The organism is Bacteriovorax sp. As-1, from assembly GCF_058446905.1.
The window spans coordinates 3,430,251-3,456,565 of record NZ_CP184341.1; the positions used below are offsets into that span (position 1 = coordinate 3,430,251).

Consider the following 26,315-nt stretch of genomic DNA (forward strand, 5'->3'; position numbering starts at 1 on the left):
AACTGTTAACTTGGGGGTAACCTTTGACATTCTCACTATTCACAGCACCGGGAGCTGAACTATTCTTGCGCTACATTCACTACTTTGCTGGCGTCATCTGGATTGGCGTTCTTTACTATTTTAACTTTATCCAAGGTGAATGGTTCAAAGAACTAGACGCTGACGAAAAAATTAAATCATCTCGTGGTGTAGCTGTTAGAACACTAGTTCCACGCGCACTTGCATGGTTCCGTTACGGAGCTCTTTTCACATTCCTTTCAGGGGTAACTCTATTAGGACTTAAAGGACACGGATTTGGATCAGCAATGTTCCAGACTTCTTGGTGGGCATTCATCGCAACCGGGGCCCTATTAGGGACAATCATGTTCTTAAACGTATGGCTTGTTATCTGGCCTAACCAAAAGATCGTTATCGCTTCAGCAAAACAAGTAGCAGCTGGTGGACAAGCTCTTCCAGAAGCGGCGGCAGCTGGAGCAAAAGCAGGTCTAGCTTCAAGACACAACACTCTATTTTCTCTTCCAATGCTATTTTTCATGGGAGCTGCTTCTCACCTTCCAGCAAACGTTAACCCAGACTATAACGGGAAAATTCTTGCTCTAGTGATCATCCTTATCGTTGGTCTACTTGAATTAAACGCACTAAAAGGAAAAACAGATACAATCAAGATCACATCGGTAAAAGGTGTTGTTCACATGGGGATCTTCCTAACAGCGATCCTTTACGTGGCGATTGAACTTCTAACAAAGTAATATTGAAATCAATGCAGAGATCAATGAAAAGAACATTTTCTATTATGGTGGGAGGGGCAATGCTCCTCTCACTTCTTTCATGCCAAAAAGGCGAACCACAAAAACCTCTCTCAGGCCTTGAAGCGCGCGGAAAAGGCGTCTTCATGTCTAACTGTATCGCTTGCCATAACCCCAATCCAACGATTGATGGGAGTATCGGCCCTGCGATTGCTGGCTCAAGCCTGGAATTAGTCACGGCAAGAGTGCTTACTCGCAGTTATCCACCTGGATACAAACCAAAAAGAGACACAGAAGTTATGCCGGACTTTCCTCAGCTAAAGGATGATATCCCGGCCCTTCATGCCTATTTAAACAGCTTTAATAAACCTTAATTAGTTTTGTTTTTTGTAAGCGATCAAATCTTCTATCGTAATGATGGGGATGTTGAACTTTGCTGCAAATTCTCTTAAAAGCGCACCTTTTAAAGCGACACCGTTTTCATCCAGTGTTTCACATAAAACGGCAACCGGTAAAAGGCCTGCGAGTTTCATTAAATCCACGGAAGCTTCTGTGTGTCCTGGGCGTACTAATACGCCTTCTTCCCAGGCGATTAAAGGAAAGATATGTCCTGGACGAGCAAAGTCTTGAGGAGCTGCTTTTGGATCACTTAAAGCGCGGATAGTAAGCGCACGATCGTGAGATGAAATCCCGGTGTGCGTTCCTTTTTTTACATCAACTGAAACAGTGAAGGCCGTCTCAAATGTTCCGGTGTGTTCGCGAACCATTAATGGAAGATCGAGTTTTTTAGCAATAGAGGCCGCCATCGGCACACAAATAAGGCCTCGGCAGTTGTTGATCATAAAATTAACGTGGGAAGTTTCCGCAAACTGTGCGGCCATAATCAGGTCCGCCTCATCTTCTCTGGACTCAGAATCACACACCAAAATAAAGCGTCCGCTTTTTAATTCATGGAGAGCACGAGCGAGAGAATCATTCACTGGAGGTCCTTTTTACGGATGAAAATACGTGTGAAACACCGGTTTCACCACATCCTGACCCTTCTTATAACGCTTATAAAGCTCAAAGTCTTCTTTAAAAAAACCATCTAACACCGCATAAATTTCTTTCGGAGTCATTGGGCGATCAAACTCTAGCGAAGCCTTTTCGACTTCTTTATAAATCGCCTCACCGACTTTATCTAAGGCCATAAATAATTCCAATTGCCCCGGATTCATATTCAGCGGGAACTTGTTTTGAAGAAATTTGCGGACAACCGGAAGCCTTCTTAAAAGCCAGAACGTGCGGGCCTCAGCATCCATCTTAAAGCTAGGATCAAACTTGTAACCTGCTTGGTCCATACGCTCGAAAATCTTTGTCAAAATAAAGTCCTTTAAACGCGACTCTTCCATTTTTCTTGGGTTTCTCCACTCAGCAACCAGATCAAAGCGCGGGTCAAACTGGATATCTCCTGGAGCGAAGACTTCCATATTGGCCACATTGTCTTTGTTGGCCGGAACACCAATCGTATTTAAAAATGGAATAATCCCTGGAGAGAATTTCGATTTAAACTTCGGGATAAAATCTTCATTGGGCATGGCCGCCTTAAAACCAGAACTGATGATCTCAGAACAAAAGAGTCTTTCGTTGTCTCTGAAGTCCATTGAGAAATCATACTCCACGTTTTTTTTGGCCAGCTGATTTTTTAAAACGCGCTCGTGGATACTTTTTGATGCCTGCTCAGAAATCTGCGCATCATTATACCTAAAAACAACTGAACGGGCATTCTTAGCACTGACGTGCTCAATTAAAGGCTCAACTACACTTCCAATTTCAATGTGAGCTTCAGTCGTAGAAAGCTCTTTTGTCTCCGGGTCTTTATAGACAAAACTTAAGTGCGAAAATTGGTAATCATTCACCCCAATGCGGGCAATAGCAGCAGAAGAAAAAGCATTCCCGCGCGATAAAATCACATCTCCCGACTGCAAATCTTCATAGGATTTAAACTCGGCTGCAAATTTTGGGTTGATTAAAAAGTAAGGAAACTCTCCTTTCATACTGACGTATTCTGAAGGTGCATTGGCCGCTTTTTCCATGCGCATTTCAATCAGGTAGTCTTCCACATAACGAAGCCCGCGGAAAACATCTGTGGCACTTCTTAAGCATTCTGTATCACTTTCAAAACCTTTCAGCGCCTCTTTAAGTGCCAGCCTTGCGGTAAATGAAGCATTGATTTGTTCATCAATTTCTTTGATATCGACTAACTCTGCCAGTGCTGGATCGCCGGCCAGGTTAAACAGTCTTTTGTAAGCGTTTTCATAACGGTCTTTACAAGCTACGGGGTCTTGTTTGATTCTTCCTGAGGCATCGGAAATGTCATCAATGATTTGAGCAAGGGTTGGATTTTCATCAGAGGAAGGAGATCGATCAGACATCGATGAACAGCTTGTCGCTGCCACAGACAATAAAAGACACCCTAAAAAATTCTTATGATTTTTAAACATAAAATAAATCTTCCTGATCGCTTGGTATTGCCGTCCGATGGCAACAATTATGTTACTAGTCTAACTTATGGTGCTGTAAAACTCTAGGGATGAAATCCCTTAGGTATTATTTTCCAAAATAATGTGCAGCATTCGTCTTAACGGCTCGGCAGCTCCCCAAAGAAGCTGATCTCCCACTGTAAAAGCATTAAGATAGTCGTTGCCCATATACATTTTGCGAAGTCGCCCCACCGGAACTTCCAGCTTTCCACTGGCGTATTGTGGAGTTAAATACTTGATTGAATCTGTTTTATTGTTGGCCACAACTTTAACCCACGGGTTGTGTTCGGCCAGGATCATTTCGATTTCATCCATTGGAATGTCTTTTTTAAGTTTAATTGTCAGCGCCTGAGCGTGGCATCTCATGCTTCCGACACGCACACATGTCCCATCGATAGGAATCATATTTGTCGTCTCAAGGATTTTATTTCCTTCAGCACTCGCCTTCCATTCCTCGCGGCTTTGGCCGTTTTCCAGGTCAGAATCAATCCATGGAATCAGGTTCGCAGCTAGCGCCACTCCGAAGTTTTCTTTAGGAAAAGCAGCATCGCTCATAAGGCCCGTCACATTTTTTTCAACTTCTAAAATGCGCTCAGAAAGATTTGTGCCCTTATCCATCACACGGTCAGTGTAATATTTCATTTGCGAGAGAAGCTCATTCATGTGACGGGCACCACCACCAGAAGCCGCTTGGTACGTCATCGACGTCATCCATTCGATTTGATTGGCCTTAAAAAGTCCACCCAGGGCCAAAAGCATCAGCGAAACCGTACAGTTTCCACCGATAAAATCTTTTTTCCCTTCCTTGAGTGCCTTCTTAATCACATGAAGATTCACCGGATCAAGGATGATTGTGCTGTCTTTATCCATGCGAATGGCCGAAGCAGCATCAACCCAATAGCCTTTCCAGCCAGCATTTCTTAGGTCTTTAAATACTTTTTTTGTGTAATCTCCGCCCTGACAAGTCACGATGATATCCATTTTCTTTAATTCATCGATACTGTGAGCGTCTTTAAGCGTCGGATCTGCCTTTTTAAGCTGTTTAAATGGGTGTTCCCCACCTGCGTTTGAGGTTGAGAAAAAAGTCGTGTCAAAATGATTAAGATCACCCTCTTCCAGCATTCTCGCCATCAGAACCTGACCAACCATTCCTCGCCATCCAACAATACCTAACTTCATGCATTTTTCCTGTATTTGATATTTTCAGTCAATTTTTTATCTTTTACTATAATTTGTAAAACATTTTCCAATTCTAAAAAACTATCAGGGAAAATTCTATGAAACTCGTGGTCTCAAAATTTGGTGGAACTTCAATGGGCGATGCTGGCTGTATGCTTAGAAGCGCCGAAGTTTCTTTAAAACAGGGTTCAAAAATGGTGGTCGTGTCTGCGACCTCAGGAACGACAAATGATTTAATTGAACTGGCCCGCACTGCTGAAAAAAGCAGCTGGGATAAAGCTTCATTGATCATCACTAAAATTAAAAACAAACACGAGAAGATTGCCCGCGATCTAGAACTTCCGGAATCAGAATTTAAAATCATGAATGAAATGCTGGGCGAACTTGAGTCAATGTCGCGCGGGATTCATTTGCTAAAAGACTGCTCGCTAAAAGCGATGGATTCAATGCAGAGTTTTGGAGAGAGACTTTCTTCAATTCTTTTTACTCACGCGATGAACTTAGTCTTAAAAAAGGCCAACTCTGATCACAGAGCAAAATGGCTTGACGTCAGAGATGTCTTAGTGACTGACAATCAATTTGGAAAGGCCCGCCCGCAAACCAATGAAATCATCAAAGCATGCGATAAAAAACTAGGGGCCATCAGACACGAAAACACGGTCTATGTCACACAAGGCTTTATCGGAGAAACTCTTGATGGCATGACGACCACTCTTGGCCGCGGTGGAAGCGATTACTCGGCAGCGATTTTAGCTGAAGGAATTAAAGCTGATATTTTAGAAATCTGGACCGACGTTGCTGGTATTGCCACAACGGACCCGCGTATTTGTCCAGAGGCGCGCGCGATTTCAGAAATCTCTTTTAAAGAAGCCTCTGAGCTTGCCACGTTTGGAGCAAAGATTCTTCACCCGGCGACACTTATGCCGGCCATCCGCTCACAAATCCCGGTCTTTGTCGGATCGAGTTTTGAAATGGGAGCTGGTGGAACATGGATTAAAAAAGAAGTCGAGGATGCTCCTTTAATCCGTGCTATGGCCTTAAGAAGAAAACAAGTGCTGGTGACTTTATCGACACCAGAAATGTTATACACTCACGGATTCTTGTATCAGATCTTTAAAGTTTTTAACGATCATAAAGTCAGTATCGATGCCATCACGACCTCTGAAATTTCCGTTTCAATGACTCTTGATGACTCTGCTCTTCTAAATAAAGACTTAATCCGCGACCTGGAAGAACTTGCCGTCGTTCAAGTTGAAGAAGACTTATCGTTAGTTTCTTTAATCGGCAACAACATCAACCACACACCAGGGTTAGCGAAAAAAATCTTCAATGCCATTGATGGCATTAACGTACGCATGATTTGTCTTGGGGCAAGTAAGCACAACTTCTGTTTCATCGTAGATGGAAGTGCGGGCGAAGAAGCGATCAAAAAACTGCACAAGACTTTTATTGAAGGTTAAGAAAAAATGAAAATCGCTCTTCTTGGAAAAGGTAAAACAGGTAGTAAAGTTCTCGAGTTATTAATCGAGAAAAAAATCCCACACACTGTTTTTGATTCTAAAAACCACCCGACAATTGAGTCGCTAAAAGGCCATGACGTGGTGATTTCCTTTTTAACTGGCGATGTTTTTGGCGAGTATATGCCACTTTTAATCGACGCTAAAATCCCAGTGGTCACTGGAAGCACAGGCATTTCTTTTGGGAGTGAACTCTCCGCAACTCTCCAAAAAAACAACATCAAGTGGATTTATGCAACAAATTTTTCATTGGGAATGAACCTGGTTCACCAGATGATTCTCATTATGAAAAACGCCGGCAGCATTCTTTCTGATTACTCATTTTCAATGAATGAAATCCACCACACTAAAAAACTAGACGCCCCAAGTGGAACAGCACTGTCGTGGAAAAACTGGGCCGGTCATGAGATGAATATCACTTCTGAGCGAATTGGAGATGTGATAGGAATCCACGAACTCACACTAAAAACGGCCACAGAAGAAATCACCCTAAAACACACAGCACTTGATCGCAAAATCTTTGCTGAAGGCGCACTTTACGGGGCCAACATTATTTCAACACTCACTCCGGGACTTCACTTATTTCAAGATGTCGTCCAGAAGGAACTTTTAAAAGGAATTAAGTAATATGAAAAATCTTAACGACTATCCTTTATGGACAGCGATCGTCACTCCAATGAATGCCGACTCAACTGTCGATTACCCAACGTTTGAAAAAATCCTAAGACAACAAGAAGCGGCCAACGTTGCTGTCGTTATTTTAGGTTCAACAGGTGAAGCGCTAAACTTAAACAAAGATGAATGTAAAAAAATCCTGGAATTCGGTCTAGGACTTAACCTAAAAGTTCCCGTGATGACCGGTATTGGTGGATTCAACCAAAAAGACACACTTGAATACGTAACATACTTAAATACACTAAGTGGTCTTGATGCTTATTTAGTGGTGACTCCCCTTTACGCAAAACCAGGTGAACACGGACAAACACAGTGGTTTAAAGCGATTTTAGATTTAGCGAACAGGCCTTGTATGCTTTACAACGTTCCAGGAAGAACGGGTGTAAAAATGAATTTCAATGCGATTAAAAACTTAAAAGACCACAAAAACTTCTGGGCGATTAAAGAAGCGTCTGGATCAGTTGAGGACTTCAAAAAATACGGTGAATCTGCACCAAACGCTCGCCTTTATAGTGGCGATGATGGAATGGTTCCTGATTTTTATCCACACAAATGTGTGGGTCTAGTGTCTGTCGCTTCTAACGCTTGGCCGGTTGAAACTCGCGCTTACGTAGAAAAAACCCTGGCGGGAAAACTTTCAAACACAGAAGCTGATCTTTGGAAAAAGGCCTGCGACACTCTTTTTATTGCCGCTAACCCGGTCCCTGTAAAAAACTTAATGCACGCAAAAGGACAGATCAAAACAAATGTTCTGCGCGCACCTCTTCACCATTTAGACCTGGCAGACAACTCTCCAGTTCTCAATGCTGATAAAAATATTACTACGTGGTTTAAGGAGCACAACTAATGGTTACAACAACAATTTGGGAAAAAAATCTTAACGACCTGGAAAGCGGAAGAGTTCGCGCAGCGAATTTTATCGATGGTAAGTGGGTTGCCAACACTGAAGTTAAAGCTCAAATCCTTGAAGCTTTTAAAGCTGGCGTTCTAAAAGAAGAAAATGGATTTGTTGATAAACATAATTTAATGCCACAGTCTTTTCGACTAGAGCAAGGAATCCGCGTTGTTCCTGGTGGAACGTCTGTTCGCCGTGGAGCCTACATCGCTAAAGGTGTCATCATCATGCCACCAAGCTACATCAACGTTGGTGCTTTCGTAGACGAAGGAACAATGGTTGATTCACACGTGCTTGTTGGTTCATGCGCTCAAATTGGAAAGAAAGTTCACCTTTCTACGGCCGTTCAAATCGGTGGTGTCTTAGAGCCAATCGGGGCCAATCCCGTAGTTATTGAAGATGAAGCTTTCATTGGTGCTGGGGCGGTGATTGTTGAAGGTATTATCGTTAAAAGAAGAGCGGTTATCGCTCCGGGAGTTATTCTTTCAAAAGGAATTCCTGTTTATGATATCGTTAACAACCGCATGCTGGAAAAAGGTGAACCTATTCCTGAAAACGCGATTGTTGTCCCTGGAAACCGACCTGTTAAGTCTGACAATGAATATGCCACAAAACTGGGGCTAACTCTTCAATGTGCAATCATTGTTAAATACCGTGACGAAAAAAGTGAAGCTTCTCTAGTACTTGAAGACTTCCTAAGATAGTTCCATCCCCTTAATTGTCACCACATTGTGACAATTGTTTTACAGTTCATGAGCGTTTTCCTCGCTATTCTATTACCAGATATGAATAATTGGGGGACACGCTCATGAAACCACAACACTTAGAAACTAACCTAGACATTAGTTCTGAAAACACACAACCAATCCAAAAGAAAAAGCAAATTGATTGGGTCAATACAATCTTTTTAACAACAACACCTATTGTTGCCATTGCCTTAAGCGCACTATACTTTATGCAAAATGGTCTTCAGTGGTCGCAAATCGCTCTAGCGGTTATCTTCTACTTCGCCACAGGACTTTCAATCACTGGTGGATACCACAGACTTTTTTCTCACCGCGCTTACAAAGCAAACAACCTGGTAAAATTCCTTTACCTTATTTTTGGTGCAGCGACTTTCCAAAACTCGGCCCTTAAATGGTCTGCCGATCACCGCATTCACCACACTCACGTCGATGACGAAAAAGACCCGTATAACATCAATAAAGGTTTCTGGTGGGCACACATCGGATGGATCTTCTTCCAGGAAAAAGAAGTTGAACCAAAATACCCAAAAGATCTTTTAAACGACAAACTGGTTATGTGGCAGCATAGAAACTATCTTTGGTTAGCAGTGACAATGGGAGTAATCCTTCCAACTGTGATCGGATACTTTTTAGGTTCTGCTCTTGGTGGACTTGCACTAGCTGGTTTTGGCCGCATCGTCTTCGTTCACCACTGTACGTTCTTCATCAACTCACTTTGCCACATTGTAGGGACTCGTCCATACACTGATACAAACACAGCAAGAGACAGCGCTATCATGGCGGTTTTCTCTTACGGTGAAGGTTACCACAATTACCACCACTACTTCCCAGTGGATTACAGAAACGGGATTAAGTGGTACCACTTCGATCCGACAAAATGGATGATTAAGACGCTTTCATTTGTAGGTTGGACGAGTGATTTGAAGAAAGTTCAAGAGAAGTTGATTACACAAGCAAAACTTGAAATGAAATTAAAAAAGTATCAGCCTGCTGCTTAATTTTCCCTCCTTTTTAAAAAAAAGAAAGGCCCTCGAAAGAGGGCTTTTTTATTTCTAAATATAATACCGAATCGCCGTCACAAACTCCGGCACAACCACCGAAATCATCTCTTGCCCGCTCTCAATATGGGTTTTATCGATATATGAAAGAAGTGGCCCTAGAACCGAACGATAAGATTATTCATGACATTTAAAGGCAGTCCATCCGACCATTTTTCCCAAGGCCTCACCATCTTTGCCGTCGCTTCCTTATCCACATCGACATAACAGTCTCTTTTCCGTGGGCCGGGACAATCCCATCCATGTGAGCAAGGCGAGAATGGAAAAAATAAAAAAGTACGTGGGATAAGAAAAAAAAATGAGAAGACTCTTTGAGCCCTCTTAAATTTAAAATCATGATGCCGAAACTGTTTGCTGATAAGAAAGAGTGATAATTAAAAGTAAGAGAGCAACCCCTGCAGAGGCCCTCAACTTACGCAAAATTGGCCATTTTGCCGTGATGCAACTACAATATATATGAAGATTCCAATGGTTTCTGCACTATATATAGTGGTGGTTAGGCCTATTTTTCTATTATTTTTATTTAATCGGCCCTCAAATTATTAGCAGTAAGTTTTAATTAGATGGTAAAAAATAGATTCATAGGACCATTTTTGCCTACTCCAACTTACTGATAATTAAATGTTTTTATGAATCTTCGAAGAGTGATAGAATAAAATAGTCAAATATTTCTGCGCCTCATCTGGCCAATAAAATATTTGTAAACTTACGCGATCTTGTTATCTTTTAAAGTATAGAGCGTTTTGATCAAATCATTTCAAGGTTCAAAAAGGTCCAAATACCGGCCTTTAAAACTAAAGAAAAGTTGCCTCAAAAAACTCTATCACACACACACAACGAGCTTTTAGACATTCAGGAGACACACCATGGTAAAGGATGCCAAGTCAGCAATCTTAGCACCAAACGACGATCGTTTCGTGCTTTTTCCAATTAAATATCACCAAGTATGGGACATGTACAAAAAACACATGGCCGTATTCTGGACAGCAGAAGAACTAGACCTTGTTCCAGATCTAATCGACTGGGAAACAAAACTGAACAAAGATGAAAAACACTTCATCTCTCACGTTCTGGCATTCTTCGCTGCAAGCGATGGAATCGTTAACGAAAACCTTGCCATCAGATTTATGAAAGATGTTCAGATCCCTGAAGCACGTTGCTTCTACGGATTCCAGATTGCGATGGAAAACATCCACTCTGAAACATACTCTCTTCTTATTGATACATACATCAAAGACGCTAGAGAAAAAGACAGACTATTCCACGCTGTAGACAACATGGCGTGTGTTGCAAAAAAAGCGAAGTGGGCCCTTAACTGGATCTCTTCTAAAAAATCATTCGCTCACCGCCTGGTTGCATTTGCTGCGATCGAAGGGATTTTCTTCTCTGGGTCTTTCTGTTCTATTTACTGGCTGAAAAAAAGAGGCCTTATGGCCGGTCTATGTACATCGAATGAATTCATCTCAAGAGATGAAGGTCTTCATTGCCAGTTCGCTGTACTAATGCACTCTCTTCTAGATAAAGAAGACCAGATTTCAGCAGAAGAAATCACAGCGATCATTACTGAAGCAGTAGAAATTGAAAAAGAATTCATCCTTGAATCACTTCCAGTCTCTCTTATCGGTATGAACTCTCAGTCAATGTCTGAGTACATTGAATTCGTGGCCGACCACTGGTTGACTCAATTAGGAGCACCAAAAGCGTTCAACACGAAAAACCCATTTGAGTGGATGGAACTTATTTCACTTGAAGGGAAAACTAACTTTTTTGAAAAACGCGTTTCAGAATACCAAAGACCTGGGATTCTGGGCGAGAAACAATCACACACATTCACACTAGACGCGGAGTTTTAAGATGTACGTAATCACAAGAAGTGGCGAGAAAGAACCTATCAAGTTCGACAAAATCACGGAAAGAATTGAACAACTTTGTTTTGACCTGGACAGAAGTTTCATCGACCCGATGAAGATTGCTAAAAAAGTAATCGAAGGGATCTATGATGGAATTACAACTAAGGAGCTTGACCAACTAGCAGCTGAAACAGCGGCTTACCTGTCAACTCAACACCCGCAATACTCTACCCTTGCTGGAAGAATTGCTGTCTCTAACCTGCACAAAGAGACTCGCGGTTGTTTTTCTGAAAACATCAAAGCTATGTACCACTACCACAACCCGGTAACTGGTGAAGCATCTCCATTAGTTTCGACAGAATTGTACGAAGTTGTAATGAAGAATGCTGAGGCCCTTGATAAGGCCCTTATCGATAAGCGCGACTATAACTACGACTACTTCGGATACAAGACTCTTGAAAAATCTTACCTACTTAAGATGAACAACAAGATCGTTGAGCGTCCGGGACAAATGTTAATGAGAGTTTCTCTAGGAATTCACTCAAACGATATTGAAGCTGCAATTAAGACATATAACCTTATGTCTGAAAAATACTTCACTCACGCATCTCCTACTCTATTTAACTCGGGAACAAATAAAGCTCAGCTTTCTTCTTGTTTCCTTTTAACTATGAAGGATGATTCCATTGAAGGTATTTACGATACTCTTAGACAAACAGCTCTAATCTCTCAATCTGCTGGTGGTATCGGCTTAGCTATCCACAACATCAGAGCAAAAGGGACGTTCATTAAAGGAACAAACGGAACATCAAACGGTATCGTTCCAATGCTAAAAGTATTCAACGATACAGCAAGATACGTTGACCAGGGTGGTGGAAAGAGAAAAGGTGCATTCGCGGTTTATTTAGAGCCATGGCATGCTGATATCTTCGACTTCCTTGAAATGAAGAAAAACACAGGTAAAGAAGAGCAAAGAGCAAGAGATCTATTCTACGCTCTTTGGATTCCGGACCTATTCATGAAGCGTGTTGAAGAAGATGGAATGTGGTCACTATTTTGTCCACATGAAGCTCCAGGACTATCTGACTGTTCAGGTGAGAAATTCGAAGCACTTTATAAGTCTTACGAAGAAAAAGGTCTTGCGAAGAAAACTGTTCGCGCTCAAGATGTTTGGTTTGCGGTTCTTGAATCACAAATCGAAACTGGTTCTCCTTATATGCTTTATAAAGATGCAGCTAACGAGAAATCAAACCAGAAGAACCTTGGGACAATCAAGTCTTCTAACCTTTGTACAGAAATCCTTGAGTACACAGCTCCAGATGAAGTAGCTGTTTGTAACCTTGCATCTGTTGCTTTAAACAGATTCATTGATCACTCAACTGGAACTCCTAAGTACGACCACAAGAAGCTATACGACGTTGTTTATCAAATGACGGTTAACCTAAACCGCATTATCGATATCAACTACTACCCTGTTCCAGAAGCGCGTAACTCGAACATGAGACACCGTCCAATTGGTCTAGGGGTTCAGGGACTAGCTGATGCATTCTTCGAAATGAGACTTCCTTTCGAATCTGCTGCTGCCCTAAAACTAAACAACGATATCTTCGAGACGATCTACTTTGCATCTGTCACAGCTTCAAAAGACCTGGCGATGAAACACGGGCCATACGAAACTTACCAAGGCTCTCCTGTTTCTCAGGGAATCCTTCAGTTCGATATGTGGGGAGTAAAACCAAACTCAGGAAACTGGGACTGGGCAGCTCTAAAAGCTGATATCGCTCAATACGGTGTAAGAAACTCTCTTTTAGTTGCTCCAATGCCAACGGCTTCAACGTCGCAAATCCTTGGTAACAACGAGTGTTTCGAGCCAATCACTTCAAACATCTACGTAAGACGCGTACTGAGTGGAGAGTTTGCAGTTGTTAACCGTTACCTGGTAAACGATCTGATCTCTATGGGTCTATGGAATGATAAGATGAGAAACGAAATCATTGCTAACAATGGTTCAGTTCAAAACATCCAATCAATCCCTGATGAAGTTAAGGCCCTATACAAGACGATTTGGGAAATTAAGCAAAAAGCTGTTATCGATATGTCAGCTGGTCGCGGTCCATACATCGACCAAGGTCAATCGCTTAACGTATTTATGGAAGATCCAAACTTTGGTAAACTTTCATCAATGCACTTCTACGCTTGGAAAGCAGGTCTTAAAACTGGTATGTACTACCTGAGAACAAGAGCAGCGGTAAACGCAGTTCAGTTCACAGTTAAAAACGATGCACCTGTTGTAAAAACAGCTGAAGAGAACATGGCAGCGATGGTTTGTTCAATCGACAATCCAGAAGACTGTGTAATGTGTGGGTCTTAATTCGATTTTAATTAGTAACTAAAATCCTACAAATAAGAAGGCCAGCTGTAAGCTGGCCTTTTTTATTAATGGTCTACTCTCAATAATTTTGGATGATCATCGCCCGAGTCCATTACCCAGACCGGTGTTGAAGTAGGTAAGGCCATATTATATGTTTTGGCCATATGGTACCCGATAACTCCTGGAGAATCCCCTAACGCAATTGAAAAGTTTTGTGCTGAAAATGCAGCAATTGAACTAAAATCACTTATAGGTACAGTTGTACCGAACTCAGCGTAATTGTGATAGCTCTCATACAGATCCACAGAATCACCAGAGGAAGGACATTGTCCATTTAGAGAAAGACCAGTTAAGGTAATCACATTACCTGCAGTTGTAAATGGCACAAGAAATGGAAAACGATGATACGAAAGCGCATTACTTGACCCACCAGGTGTAGTCGAAAGCGTAATTGTATTACTTCCACTATCACATGAGGAAACAGTATTATTAGACTGTCCCCAAAGTAAATAGTCACTAATCGCTAAGGCCCATAGAGTGCTCCCGCCATTATTCTTCCCAATAATTGGCCCGATCTCTCTTTCATCTGTACTTGAATCTGTATCAACATTACTAGTTAAATCGGATGAACTTTGAGTTCCAATAATTTTTCCTAAAAAGAATGAACGACTTAAATTTGCACCAGATTCATTGGAACCAACAATACCACCAATAGCTTCAGAGCTCGCAGTTATCGCTAAGCTCATTTTCATATCGCTTCCGACATAAGTATTATTTACGGTTCCATAATTAACACCGGCAATTCCTCCGACATTACGAGGGTATCCATTTGTTAAATTAAACTCGCCACGAACGGTTGCTTGTTCAATAACACCTAATGGGTTATTTTGACCAACAATTCCTCCAAATGCAAATGATGCGACAGAAGATCCAAAATTAACAGTAGAGGACACTCCGTCGATAAGACCAGTATTTTGATATGCAACACTACCTACATAACTATCACCGACAATATGTGCACCGTTAATTCTAACATCTTTAATAAGACCTGAATTTGTATTTTGAACAGTAACGATCCCTAACTGCTGAGTTCCGATCACAGATGATGCAAAGACATGAACATTGGAAATAGTTCCATTATTGACGTTAGATAATATTCCAACCCCAGAAACTGAATCTGAGGAAGTATAAACTCTATTCGCGTACAAATCCAAATTAGAGACAACAGCATTCGCTGAAATTGTTTTAAAGATACCGACATTGTTATCTGATACGTTATCGATGTTTATATCCATACCATACAGAGCGTTTCCACCACCGTTGAACTTACCATTAAAAGTAGTTATTCCTGTTGTGGACCCGGCAGAGGCAACCCATGGGGAAATATTAATTGAATCGGCCAGGCGATAATTTTCGGCCGAACTTCTGCCATTAATAGATAGTAGTTGAGCATTTGTACAAATTACAATTGGATTTGTGCCAGTTCCTCTCCCTAAATTTGTAACTTGGTTTTGAACAGATAAAAGATTATCGGCAAGCAAGCACTCTCTAGACTCCCACGATAATCGCGGAATCCCACCATCACTTTGCCCTAAGATCCAGTTTCCACCGCCGAAAGAAACAAATGTCGGGCCAAGAACTGAATTAGTTCTTAGGTTACTGTATGTATCGGTATTATTACTCGAAGAGTTTGTAAGATCTGTGAGGCAGTTTGTAAATGTTCCTGATCCACTCAGGATTGTCCCTGAGTAATTAACAGTGGCCCCACCGACATACATCTTTCTGGTATCAGAAAAACAGTTTGAAATATTTCCATCACTAAAAGCAGCAATTCCTCCAATAGACACAGTAGAAGGATCATTTCTTAAACTCGTCATTGCCATCGTAGAGTAAACATCAGAAATGTTACCATAGTTTTTTGAAGTGACACCGCCAACATATTGAGTAAAAGAAGATATAAACCCTTCTGAAAAACTAGAATTAATGACACCAGAGGCGGCATTAAAACCTGCGACTCCTCCTGAAAAGTAAGAAGTGCTATTATTTTCAGTGGTCACTAATCCAGAAAACATCGATTTCGAGATTGAAGCTTCATTATTACCAACAAGGCCACCAACATAATCAACACCACGAACTCGCGCATTTCTTAACTGAACGTTTTCAATGATAAAGCCAGGTTTCACTAAACTGACCAGTCCACCAACATTTTGATCACCTTCAACTTCAACTTTTTCAATTTTTACATTCTGAATTTTCCCAATCCCATTGGACTCTCCGGCCACCGAACCAACATAATTAGTTCCTCTTACCGATAGATTCTTAAAATTTAAATTTCTAATAACACCTGACTGCCCGGAGATTTCGCGTGTTCCAAGTAAGCGCACAAACCCCATCTGTGCTAGATTATCTGCCGAAATTCTTCCATTTGAAATGGAGTGGCCTGCACCATCAAATACACCGATAAATCCAGCATTAGACGTCGTAACACCAGCGCCACATAAGTGGCCATCGAGCGGGTTTAGATTATGAAAATAATCAATTTCAGTCCCACTAGCTCCTGCACAAACAGGGGCCGGATAGATACTAAATCCAGAAACATTTGAGGCCTTATTCATATCAAGGTCATTCATGAGCTTGTAGTTAAAGGTATCGTAAGAAGAACTTTGTGTATTCATCTCCCCAATTTGATTTAACTGCCATTCGTTACAAATTTTAAATGGCCTGATTGGTGAACCATCCCCTCCTGGAAAAGAGCTGACTCCCGTATTTAAAGAGTCATTAAAACGACAGAGAAAACTTTTTGGAATGCTCACCATTTGCTTAATATACCGAGCAGTCGAATCTGTTGGTGTAACAGTTGTTCCCGCTTTACATTCGCTTTCTGGTGCAAAATTGTTAACATGATAAGATTCGGAAGAGTAATTGCATGTTCCAGCACTCCATGTTCCAAAGTATTCTAAGCAGAGATCTTCAGTTGTAGCATTTGCTTGGCATGAATACCCATGACGGTTGAGTGCTTTCGTCGTTAGTGTGTTTGTTCCAATTCCGTTCATAAAATTGTGAGTATAGACACCTTTCGTTTCTGGAACTGAATTGCCGCAGTCTGGGCTTCCCAGGTATGTCTCAACCGAAGCAATAAATGGCATAGCAGAATTCCCTGAAGGAAAATTCACACGAAGCCCATTCATAGTCGTATCCGTCGGGCCAAGACAAGCACCTTTAATGGATTCATTTGAAAATACAACCTCTCCATTTGGTGCTCTTTTATAACTTTTAAAAACAAAACGATATGTAACAGCACTCCCCTGATTTTTCTTCAAGCAAGTAAAACCTGTTCCATTTAAATCATCACACTCTTCAACTGTAAACTTAGCAAATGTTCGCTTCATCCCAACACCGCTTTTATAAAGCAGGAATGAATCATTCCCTGAATAGATTTCTTCTGCGCAATTGGTATTATTTAAATTTAATGCAATCGTCGCTGCGGTACCATTAAGTTTTTGCGCTGACTTTCCACAATACACAACATCTTCCATCATGGTGTCAGATGATTTCTCCCACATGAAAGAATAAAAACTCCAGTCGCCATTTGGCAGCTCTAGATTCTCTTCTAATCCTGAAATCACTTTTCCAAACTGCTCTCCACTGGCAGATTTACCAAATAAAATGGCACCACCGGCGCCAATACCAGAATTCATATTAACAATTTTTGAGAGATTGATTTTTAATTTGGCAGAAGTTGTCTCAGTCTTTTGAGAACAAGCGAATCCAAAAAACATTGTTAAGATCAGAAGTGGCAGCGTTTTTTTCAACATAATTCTAACCGGTTTATTTAATACTTATCAGTAGTTAGTATTCTAATAAACTATCGGTAATCGAATGTTATTTATTGAGTTTTAATGAGTTAAAAGCGCACTCCGAAGAGTGCCTTTTTAAAAGTGCCAAAATTATGAGTCAACATTTTAATCCGTAATAACCAAACGTGGGGACTCACCTTCTTCAACTGACCAAATTGGTCTGTTTGTCGGCAACGGTTGATCATTAACAATCGCATTGTAAAGTGACTTAAGACGCATAAAACCGATTCCATCTGGACGATCTTCAATCATGTCAAATTCACCACTATTGCATTTATAAGATAAATTTCCTGCCTGAGAAGCAGCAGAGGGACAAAAGGTTGTTAATTGAGTAAAAGCGTGCGGATTCGTGTTGGTTACCCCGGCCATTGCAAAATCAGCTGCACTCTTAACTGAATAGAACGTTACTCCATTACTCACATCACTCGGCCCACATGGAATTGTAAAATGAGATCCAATTGTACTTTCAAGAATGTCAGTACCATCAGTGTGACTACCTGAGATACGCCTAGATATTCGATCTCCCGTATTTAGTGAAGAAAGGAAATATCCATCAGGAAAAGTAGCATCAGTATTGAAAATACCATTCATGGTATAAGTTAAAACACCGCCCGATTCTGAACAAGTTAGAAGTGTATTTGGAACTGTATTATCGTAAGAAAAAACCGCGCCCTGTAGAGCAAAAGAGTTCACGTAAGAGGCCCCTCCTGCATTCTGGGCAACAAAATGTGATCCATAAGGAGTAACCCCACTCATTCGTCCAAACTCGTTAACGGCAATGACTCTCGTGACTTGAGAAGAGGCACTAGTCTGTCCAATAACATGCCCGTACTGAGGGCCAATCAATGCAGCAGAAAAGGTTGCATGCGATTTAACAAGTGCATCTTTTATGATGGCCTCATTCAGGCCTACGAACGACCCAATAAAAGAATTGGCCGAATTATTTATATTGTTAGAAATATTCATACCTGATTCAACTTCTTGAATAACGCCCAGGTTTTTCCCAACTGCACCGCCAATTATTACATCAGCAGTACTTTGAATATCTAACATTCCATCAACTCTTACTGCAAAAACTGACCCTGTAGATGTGTTTACTCCCACAGCTCCGCCTGCAATTGTTGAATTAGAAACAATCGATGATTCAATTTTTGAAAAATTAATTACTCCTCTATTTTCACCTGCAATAATTCCTGCACCAGCAGCTTGTCCCTTCAAAAGAATTCCCATATACGAGTTGCGTGACATCACACCGGTGCCCATATTCTGGCCGACTATTCCAGCTTTTTGCGCAGTCCCTGTTGCAGCAATGACTCCACTTAAAAATTTTATCTTGGATAGTTTTCCAAAATTTTGTTTAAAAAGACCGCCAGAAGAAGTTGGTAAACTTGCCAGAAATCCGCTGACTAAAAAATCATTCCCATCAATTGATCCATTAAATGTCGATGGCATATCTGCGTAGGCAATATCCCCTAGTGCAAGATTTTTTTGAATTGAATAATTCAATGATAAATTTCCAGCAATTTGCTTCCATTGCTCTTTGTTACAAATCACCACAGGATTAAGCACACTTCCTCCACGGGATGCACTCAATTGAGAAGAAACTGAAGCATTATTATTGGCCTGTGCACATGGAGATGACTCCCATGCAAGTTTAGGTAGCGGTGTACCTACATCAACAAATTTTCCCGCAGAGGCGGAAATTAAATTGGCTTTAAATGAACCACTTTCAATTGTTGCTAAGCTGGTATTGCTAGACGGCAGAGAATTATACCATGTTGGGTTAAGTAGTGAACCATAATAATTTGTCCCGGTTGCCCCAGCTGCCAATGTATTAATCGAACAATAAGTCGCTGTCCCATCATTACAAGGAAGCATAATAGAGCCGTAATAGAAAGCATTAGTCAAATTAACAGAGCCTGAAGAATAACCAATTAAGCCACCAATCACTCCAGAACCAGTAGAGTTAAAATTCATTGTTCTACCAATACTCATTTCTGAATAACTATTTTCAATTGTCGCAGGCCCCGTCATATAACCAACCATTCCACCATTATAGGAACCTGAACTTGCACTTATATCTATAACTCCATTACTAAAAGATTCTTTGATGTAAAGATTCATTCCTGAATTACCTTTACCCAAAAACCCACCAACATACTCTCCAGTTGCATGATGGGTAATATGACCTTCAAATGAAGATTTTTGAATAGTCATTGAGGCCGCATCACTAAACCCAATTAAACCACCAATATATGGTGTGTTGGATTGTTCCGATCTAATAGACATTTTTTTTGCACGTACATTTGAAATAGGATCAAAGCCTGCATACCTTCCGGCCACTCCTCCAATATTAGAATTGCCACGAAGCTCAGCTTCATCAACCATTACGTTGGATATCTCTAAAGCATTATCTCCAGAAACGGCCCCCACATAATCACTGCCTTCAATTTCAATGTTTTTTAAAACTAAATTTTTAATCCTACCACCAGTTCTGACAAACCCCAGCGTATCAACATCATTTTGATGTATTCTAATATTTGAAATAGTATGTCCATTTCCATTAAATGTTCCATTATATGAAACTGGTGCAGTAAGAGTACACGCTGGATAAACAAACAAACCACCAATAGGAATAAAATTAGATCCGGGTCTTTCTTCCAAACAATCTGGAACTGGCTGACTTCCATCACCAATAATCGATGTTTTATTCATATCAAGATCTGCTTGAAGAGAAAAATAATTAGAGGCGTAACTAGTAGCACTTTCTCCAATCGCATTTAATTGAGTTTCTTTACAAATAGTATACGGAGCAGAAATTGACCCATCCCCTGAAGCGAAGGGATGTGGAGTGGTATTGTTAACATCTACTCTCGGCCCAGAACAGATTTCACTATCAGGAATGGCCGTAATAAGTTGGAATTTTTTTGATGTAGTAACTGCTGTATAAACTCCTCCATTGGCCACACAGGCCGATTGAGAAATTTCAAACTGGTTACTACTTAAATTACACGAAGATGAATACATCCCGTTATATTTAGCACAGGCCTCTGGTGAAAAGGCAGTCGCATCACAAGAGCCTTCGTTAACAAATTTGATTGTGTCGAGTTTTGCCGTCCCCATTAAACCATATTCATAGGCCGATCTTCTAAAACCTTTAGGGTCGGATTCGTCACATGACTGACTTGAATAAAACGACTCTAAAAATGTTAAAGCGGGAAGAACTCCATTGCCTACAGGGATTTGTTCATTGATAAAATAAACACCAGTCATTTTACAATCTGAAACTAACCTGCCTGGAAGAACCGTCAAAACTCCACTACTTGGTTTAACAAAACTTGAAAGCACAAATCTTCGGCTTGCTGTTTTAGCAGCACCAACACCTTCACCGCATCCAATCCCATTGTGATCAGTGATTTTTTGGCATTCATGAGTTGAAATATCCGGAAACTTTTTTAAACCAGATTGAATTGCTACAGATGGTGTAAAATCAGGTAAGTCACATTTTGAATTTGCTAAACTCAAACTAACCTGAACATCAGTCCCATTTAAGACAGCTTGAGATTTTGCACATCTAATCGTTCCGGTAAAGGCAGCCCCTGATCCATTGCCTTCCCAGGCCACACTCCAAAACGTCCATGAACCATTTACCAATGAAAGCTCAAATCCACTTCCTGGTGTGATCACCGATCCGAACATATCTCCTTTATCTGATCGTCCCCACAACATCGCTCCACCAGCACCAACAGCATTTATATCTGTCAAAGCAGCAAGACCAATTTTGAATTTCGCTTCACTCTTTCCTTCCTGCTTACTACAACCAAAAGAAAGTAAAAGTGTCACTAAAAGCAGAGACAAACATGGATTTTTCATATCGATACACACCTATTTATTTCCGAAGAATCCTTCAGAATATTCTAATGTCATATCGGTCAGTTAATTTCATTTATAAGTTTTTAATAGATTAGGTAAGCGAAGTACTACTTAGGGGAATTGAGTTTGAGAATAAAATTTGCCACTCATTAGTTTGAGTGGCAAATCTTCATTTTTTATTTGTAGATAATCAGGTCGTTAGCACTAAAGCGAACTTTTTTAGCTGTGGCATACTTATCATCTCCAGCTCTGTAACCTGTTGGACATGCACACACTGTTTTCCATCCAGAACCAACAAGACCCAGGATTTCATCGTATTTAGCAGGGTTAATTCCTTCAAATGGACAAGCATCAACACCTAAGACTGCAGCTGCAGTCATAAAGTTCCCAAGAGCAATATAGGCCTGGTTTGAGGCCCATTTAAAACTTTGTTCTGGAGTCATACGGTCAACTAAATTAGTCACCATCATTTTCTCAAACCCTTGCAGGTCTTCTACTTTAAGACCTCTGGTTGTCGCTGTTTGCTCAATGTATTTTCTTAAGTGGTCAGCATCCATTTTTTCTTTAGCTAAGAACACCACATGGTGAGAGCAGTCTGAAACCTGCGTTTGCCCATAAGAAGCCGCTGTCAGTTGGTCTTTAATATCTTGAGACTTAACAACCACAAATTTGTAAGGCATTGCCCCGTATGATGACGGAGTTAAAATTAATGTCTTTTCTAGTGCCGACCAAGTCGCTTCATCAATTTTTTTAGTATTGTCGAATTTCTTAGTAGCGTAACGCCATTCCATTGCCTCTAATAATTGGGCCCCTGATAGTCTTTGCATAATGTTCCTTTAAAAAAGTCTACGGTTGATATTGATAGATTCTGATGTCATACATCTGAACTTTTTCCATTTCAATGAATTTAATATGAGAACCGGTGATGTCAAGGTATCCCTCGAGATTACAATCAGACTTACGGAGATAGTACCTGGTTACAACTATGGCACCAGGTGCCAGTCCCGGCTTAATTTTCTGCATAAAGTTTCTTTCAATGTCCCCCTGAAAATATGAAGGGACATCACTCAGTGAAAGAAAATCATATTGCTTATCTCCGCGGGCAAGGTAACTAACGAAGTCTTCCTGTACATACTGAACTTCAGTCTTTGAGCCCTGAACTCTTTCGTGTGACTCTGAATTGGCCTCGACAGGCACGCCTAAAAGCGATTTAATGCGTCCGTAAAAGCACAATTGAAGAAAGAAGCTCTTCTGGGCAAGGTCGCGGGTAAAAAGCCTGTCAAAGGCCTGGAAGTAATAATCAAAATGCGAGAGCGGTGAATTTTTAGTGATAAAATCCCCTTTGTATAAAAGGGCATTAAACATCGCCTTGTTTCCTAGTATATGGATAAGCACTTTCCATCTCTTCATCGGAAACTCTGTCTGATAATACTTGACCTGTTCTTCTAAATTATCAAAACGCAGGATGCGGTCGTAATCAAGGCCCAGAAGAACCTGCAAAACTTTGGCAAAAACGGCAAAAGTTCTTTCCCACTTTCCTAGATAGAGCAGTGACTCAAAGTGAATCTCTTCAAAAACCTTGGAAAAAAACTCGCGGCACTCAGGAGTTAAATGGATTTTATGAAAGAGCTCTTTTCTTTCATGAGCATTATTTTTTTCAGAGTATGGATAATATCCCCAGAAAAGAAGAAACTTATCATGATCGAGATCGCGGTACGTGCTCAGGCGAAGCTCCGCTAAAAAAAGCTGCTCTTTAGAGAGATCCGAAAGGGCCAGCGTTTTAGCTTCTTTATGCATCAAAGGAAGTGAGCGCCCTCCTGAACCACAAATAGAAAAAATATTTTTAGGTTTGATTTTTTTAATCAACTCTACTTCAACAGTCGTGTCTTCATTTCCTAAAGTGTAATTTAAACCCTTAAAGTATTCCTGGCCCATCTCTTTTCTCGCTTATTTAGTTTTTTTCATTGCAGTCAGGGCGTGCTCGCGACACAAATCAAATTCTGCATCGGTAATAAACCCATTGTGTCCCATAATCTGAGAAAGCCTCACGCCATGTTCATTGGCCATGCGGTCGATCTCGATAACTTTTTCGTAGTTGATATTTCGGGAAAGAGTGAAAGATTCAAACTTTCCATCCATCGCTAAAAGCGCTGTCTCGGCCAGGCAGGCATAAACAATGTTTCCTTCCAGACCGATGTCGATATTCATGTCGACTTTACCTGGAAGAGTCACTTCACCGCTGGCGATGACCAGTACATCCGGTCTTCTTATGGCCTCTTCTTCTTTGATATCAAAAGGTCTGGAAACATCACAAATCACGCATCCAGGTTTTACTTTCATAATATCTAAAACTGTTTTTCCTTGCCCTGAAGTCGTTGTGATAATCAAATCACATAGAGCGGAAAAGTTATCAGCATCAGTTGAAACTTCAATTTTAGCTTTCGAGTTAATTTTAAAAATATCTTCACGAAGCTCCATTAGTTTATAAGCTCTCGGGGCCACGATAATAATTTTTTCCCACGTCAGCGCCAGAATCTTGGCCGACACGGCCCCGATACTTCCCGTTGCACCAACAACCATGACCGTTCCTTTAAAGATCGATCCTTTTTTTTGAACGAAACCTAATTTTTCCACGGCAAGTTTTGCGGCCCATAGAGTTGAAGCGGCCGAGAGCGAGTTCCCAGTGGTAACTGGTATCGGGCTTAAGCGGTCAATGGTCACGCCGGCATCCCCGACAATTTTTGTATAGGCACCAAGTCCCATAATTTTCGATCCGGCATCCTGGGCCTTATCGCAAAGTTTTAAAATTTTGCGGTAAATACTATCTGGCTCAGCTTCCATCAACTTTTTAGGAGTTTCAGTAACGGTGTAAATAAGTCCTTCAACTTTCTTTCCGTTTTTTTCACTGACAATTCCATCAATTTTCCCATAATAAAACCCCGGAGGAAAACTCATGATTTCTTCAGTGATCTTCTCTAGTGGCTTTGAGTATTTTTTAATAAATTTCAAATAAGGATGTTTAAAAAGATGGTTGGTCGATAGCGGATGAATGACAAAAGAGAACTTCGTCACTTCTTCTTTGTCTTCATGAAATGTCCTAATCTCAGGTGAGAGCTTAAACTCCTCTACCAGCTTTATGACATCATCTTGCTTAACAAAGTTCCCTTCCCCTTTTTTTATCTGGATGATCCCTTCCAGGATCGAGTAGTTCATCTTGGGATAAATCGAAAGCTGCGGCAGACAGATGAGTGCCTCTCTAAGTCCCGCTTCTTTAAGTTTTTCCTCTAACTGATTAGAGACAATATCAATAATCAGCGAGCGCCCTTTTAAATGCGAAAGGTTCAGGAAATTGATATTGGCCTCATTTCCTACCAGGATGTCACAGCTTAAAAATTCAATCAGTGCGCGGTTTTTAAAAACAGAGTCATCATCAAAGTCCGGAACAAATTTTTTTTGCACCTTCATCGCTTTTAAAACCGGACTTAAGACTTTCAAAAACTTCTCCAGTGACTTGGCACTGTGAAGATTAAAAGGAAGTTTTAGGAGGAAAAAAGGATCGGCCATGACGATGTCACTGGTGATTTCTGCAATTGGCTCCACAAAACCAATCTGCAGGGCCGCAGAATAAAAACCAATTTTCTTTTTATTAAAAAACTGTGGGTTCTTTAAGTAAAAGAGCCTTAAGGCATAAGGGATGTAAACGTCTTTAACAATCTGCCCGTCAACAATCGGTGTGTATTTTGCTGCAGTCTTCAAGCGGTATGTATCCGGGTGAAGAAAGTAGCCTTTTTTAAATTTAATTTTCTGTGGGATACCTGTGATGCAAATCACATCGCACTGACCGTCGTATTTTTTAATCAACTTTTCAGTCAGCTCAACATCAAAATTAGTCGAGTACTGAATCACGCGGTAGATTTCACCAAAGAACTCCACTTCTTCATCAAAGTTGTATTGATCCTGGGCAAAGGCAAGTGAGAGAATGGTTTTCAAACGAACCTCAAAAACTAATGTTTTTAAGATCTGCCGAAAAGAATGTGTTTAAAAGCACCGTAGGTACTTTTGTTGATCTCAGGCAAATCCTCTAAAGTACTTGTCTTATCGTATGAAAGACGCGAAAACATGAATGGAAGTACTTCTTCTGGAATACCTAAGATTTTTAATAAGGAATTATGAATGGGGTTCTCTTTGACCGGGAGATAATAAGTCTTAAGCCCGAATTTTTCATTGAGGTCATTTAAAAATTCCTGCAATGTTGGAAGCTCTGAACTCACCAAGTGATAAGTCTTTACTTCGGGAGCGAATTTTTCACGCTCGATTAAATGAGCAATCAACTGAGCACAATGGTCAACTGGAATGATCGGAAGCTTGGCCCTTGGGTTATAACTCAAGGGAGCAATCGGCACATACTTTAAGGCCTTCGAGTATTTCTCAAAAGCACGAAGGAAAAAATAAGGTCCGTCTATTTTTGGCATCTCACCTGTTTGTGAGTCACCGATAATAATCGCTGGACGAATAATTCTTGTGACGAATTTAGCGTTCACGTTCTCTCTGACAATCTGTTCTGCCAGGTACTTGGTTTCCGAGTAACTGTCTTTAAAAGATGTTCTCTTTGGTAGGACATTTTCATCTAAAAAGAAAGTGTCCGTATCACCTACCGCAATGGTTGAAACGTAGTAAAATGACTTAAGGTTTTTCATTCCACTGATCAAGTGAAGAATATTTTGAGTGCCGACAACATTTTGTAAAAAGCAGGCCGTATAAGTCGCGCTCAGGTCATAAAGAGCGGCAGCATGAACCACCACATCGATATCATCCAGGAGTCTTTTTCTCTCTTCACCTTCAAGAGCGATCACTTCAAGATTAGTGATGTCCCCTTTGAGGTAAATGATGTTTTTTAAATCGCTGAACTTTGCCAGCTCTCCCTGACGGGAAAGAAGATAGACAACTTCAAATTGAGAAGCTAATAAACGGACTAAGTATCCGCCTAAAAAACCTGTTCCACCTGTGATTAATACATTCATGATTA

The 26,315-nt window shown here is 40.8% G+C and carries 18 protein-coding genes; 9 read left to right on the forward strand and 9 right to left on the reverse strand.

The annotated features are described in order from the left end of the window. The first annotated feature begins 23 nt into the window (after positions 1-23). Together ACN20O_RS17420 and ACN20O_RS17425 are read left to right on the forward strand one after the other, a co-directional pair. A complete protein-coding gene (locus ACN20O_RS17420) occupies positions 24-749 on the forward strand; it encodes a urate hydroxylase PuuD (protein WP_491635557.1) in 726 nt (241 codons plus the stop codon). Positions 750-772: 23 nt separating this feature from the next. Next, a complete protein-coding gene (locus ACN20O_RS17425; protein ID WP_491635559.1) occupies positions 773-1,120 on the forward strand; it encodes a c-type cytochrome in 348 nt (115 codons plus the stop codon). Here ACN20O_RS17425 and ribB read toward each other — a convergent pair whose 3' ends face one another. The 3 genes from ribB to asd all read right to left on the reverse strand — a co-directional run bounded on the left by ribB (position 1,121) and on the right by asd (position 4,447). Beyond that, positions 1,121-1,726 carry a 3,4-dihydroxy-2-butanone-4-phosphate synthase gene (ribB, locus tag ACN20O_RS17430; protein WP_491635561.1) on the reverse strand — a complete coding sequence of 202 codons (606 nt, stop codon included), beginning with the start codon at positions 1,724-1,726 and terminating at the stop codon, positions 1,121-1,123. A 12-nt stretch (positions 1,727-1,738) separates the two neighbouring features. After that, the gene (locus ACN20O_RS17435) at positions 1,739-3,229 is read right to left on the reverse strand and encodes a YiiX/YebB-like N1pC/P60 family cysteine hydrolase (protein WP_491635563.1); all 1,491 of its coding nucleotides are present in this window, start codon (positions 3,227-3,229) and stop codon (positions 1,739-1,741) included. A 99-nt stretch (positions 3,230-3,328) separates the two neighbouring features. Further along, positions 3,329-4,447 (reverse strand): aspartate-semialdehyde dehydrogenase, encoded by a 1,119-nt coding sequence (gene asd / locus ACN20O_RS17440; protein ID WP_491635564.1) that lies wholly within the window; start codon positions 4,445-4,447, stop codon positions 3,329-3,331. Positions 4,448-4,545: 98 nt separating this feature from the next. Between asd and lysC the strand changes: the two genes are divergently transcribed. From lysC to ACN20O_RS17475, 7 genes are all read left to right on the forward strand, one after another. Continuing rightward, positions 4,546-5,907, forward strand: coding sequence for a lysine-sensitive aspartokinase 3 (lysC, locus tag ACN20O_RS17445; RefSeq protein ID WP_491635565.1), 1,362 nt, complete (start codon positions 4,546-4,548; stop codon positions 5,905-5,907). 6 nt (positions 5,908-5,913) lie between these two features. Beyond that, positions 5,914-6,591, forward strand: a complete 678-nt coding sequence (locus ACN20O_RS17450) for a 4-hydroxy-tetrahydrodipicolinate reductase (RefSeq protein WP_491635567.1) — start codon at positions 5,914-5,916, stop codon at positions 6,589-6,591. A 1-nt stretch (position 6,592) separates the two neighbouring features. Then, positions 6,593-7,486, forward strand: coding sequence for a 4-hydroxy-tetrahydrodipicolinate synthase (dapA, locus tag ACN20O_RS17455; protein WP_491635569.1), 894 nt, complete (start codon positions 6,593-6,595; stop codon positions 7,484-7,486). Then, complete coding sequence (locus tag ACN20O_RS17460) at positions 7,486-8,238, forward strand: 2,3,4,5-tetrahydropyridine-2,6-dicarboxylate N-succinyltransferase (RefSeq protein ID WP_102243619.1); 753 nt, start codon at positions 7,486-7,488, stop codon at positions 8,236-8,238. Before dapA ends, ACN20O_RS17460 begins: the two co-directional genes overlap by 1 nt. Positions 8,239-8,342: 104 nt before the next feature. Then, positions 8,343-9,278 (forward strand): acyl-CoA desaturase, encoded by a 936-nt coding sequence (locus ACN20O_RS17465; RefSeq protein ID WP_491635571.1) that lies wholly within the window; start codon positions 8,343-8,345, stop codon positions 9,276-9,278. A 926-nt stretch (positions 9,279-10,204) separates the two neighbouring features. After that, positions 10,205-11,191, forward strand: a complete 987-nt coding sequence (locus ACN20O_RS17470) for a ribonucleotide-diphosphate reductase subunit beta (RefSeq protein WP_491635573.1) — start codon at positions 10,205-10,207, stop codon at positions 11,189-11,191. Between the two features lies 1 nt (position 11,192). After that, a complete protein-coding gene (locus ACN20O_RS17475; protein WP_491635575.1) occupies positions 11,193-13,559 on the forward strand; it encodes a ribonucleoside-diphosphate reductase subunit alpha in 2,367 nt (788 codons plus the stop codon). 65 nt (positions 13,560-13,624) lie between these two features. Here ACN20O_RS17475 and ACN20O_RS17480 read toward each other — a convergent pair whose 3' ends face one another. From ACN20O_RS17480 to ACN20O_RS17505, 6 genes are all read right to left on the reverse strand, one after another. Next, positions 13,625-17,374 carry a hypothetical protein gene (locus ACN20O_RS17480; RefSeq protein WP_491635578.1) on the reverse strand — a complete coding sequence of 1,250 codons (3,750 nt, stop codon included), beginning with the start codon at positions 17,372-17,374 and terminating at the stop codon, positions 13,625-13,627. Positions 17,375-17,521: 147 nt separating this feature from the next. Next, on the reverse strand, positions 17,522-21,289 hold the full coding sequence (locus ACN20O_RS17485; protein WP_491635580.1) for a hypothetical protein: 3,768 nt from the start codon (positions 21,287-21,289) through the stop codon (positions 17,522-17,524). Positions 21,290-21,465: 176 nt separating this feature from the next. Then, entirely contained in the window at positions 21,466-22,116 is a 651-nt protein-coding gene (locus tag ACN20O_RS17490; protein ID WP_491635582.1) for an NAD(P)H-dependent oxidoreductase, read from the reverse strand. A gap of 19 nt (positions 22,117-22,135) precedes the next feature. Continuing rightward, on the reverse strand, positions 22,136-23,224 hold the full coding sequence (locus ACN20O_RS17495) for a DUF3419 family protein (RefSeq protein ID WP_491635584.1): 1,089 nt from the start codon (positions 23,222-23,224) through the stop codon (positions 22,136-22,138). A 12-nt stretch (positions 23,225-23,236) separates the two neighbouring features. Beyond that, positions 23,237-25,279 (reverse strand): DUF8754 domain-containing protein, encoded by a 2,043-nt coding sequence (locus tag ACN20O_RS17500; RefSeq protein ID WP_491635587.1) that lies wholly within the window; start codon positions 25,277-25,279, stop codon positions 23,237-23,239. 23 nt (positions 25,280-25,302) lie between these two features. Further along, complete coding sequence (locus ACN20O_RS17505) at positions 25,303-26,310, reverse strand: SDR family oxidoreductase (RefSeq protein WP_491635589.1); 1,008 nt, start codon at positions 26,308-26,310, stop codon at positions 25,303-25,305. Positions 26,311-26,315: the final 5 nt, after the last annotated feature.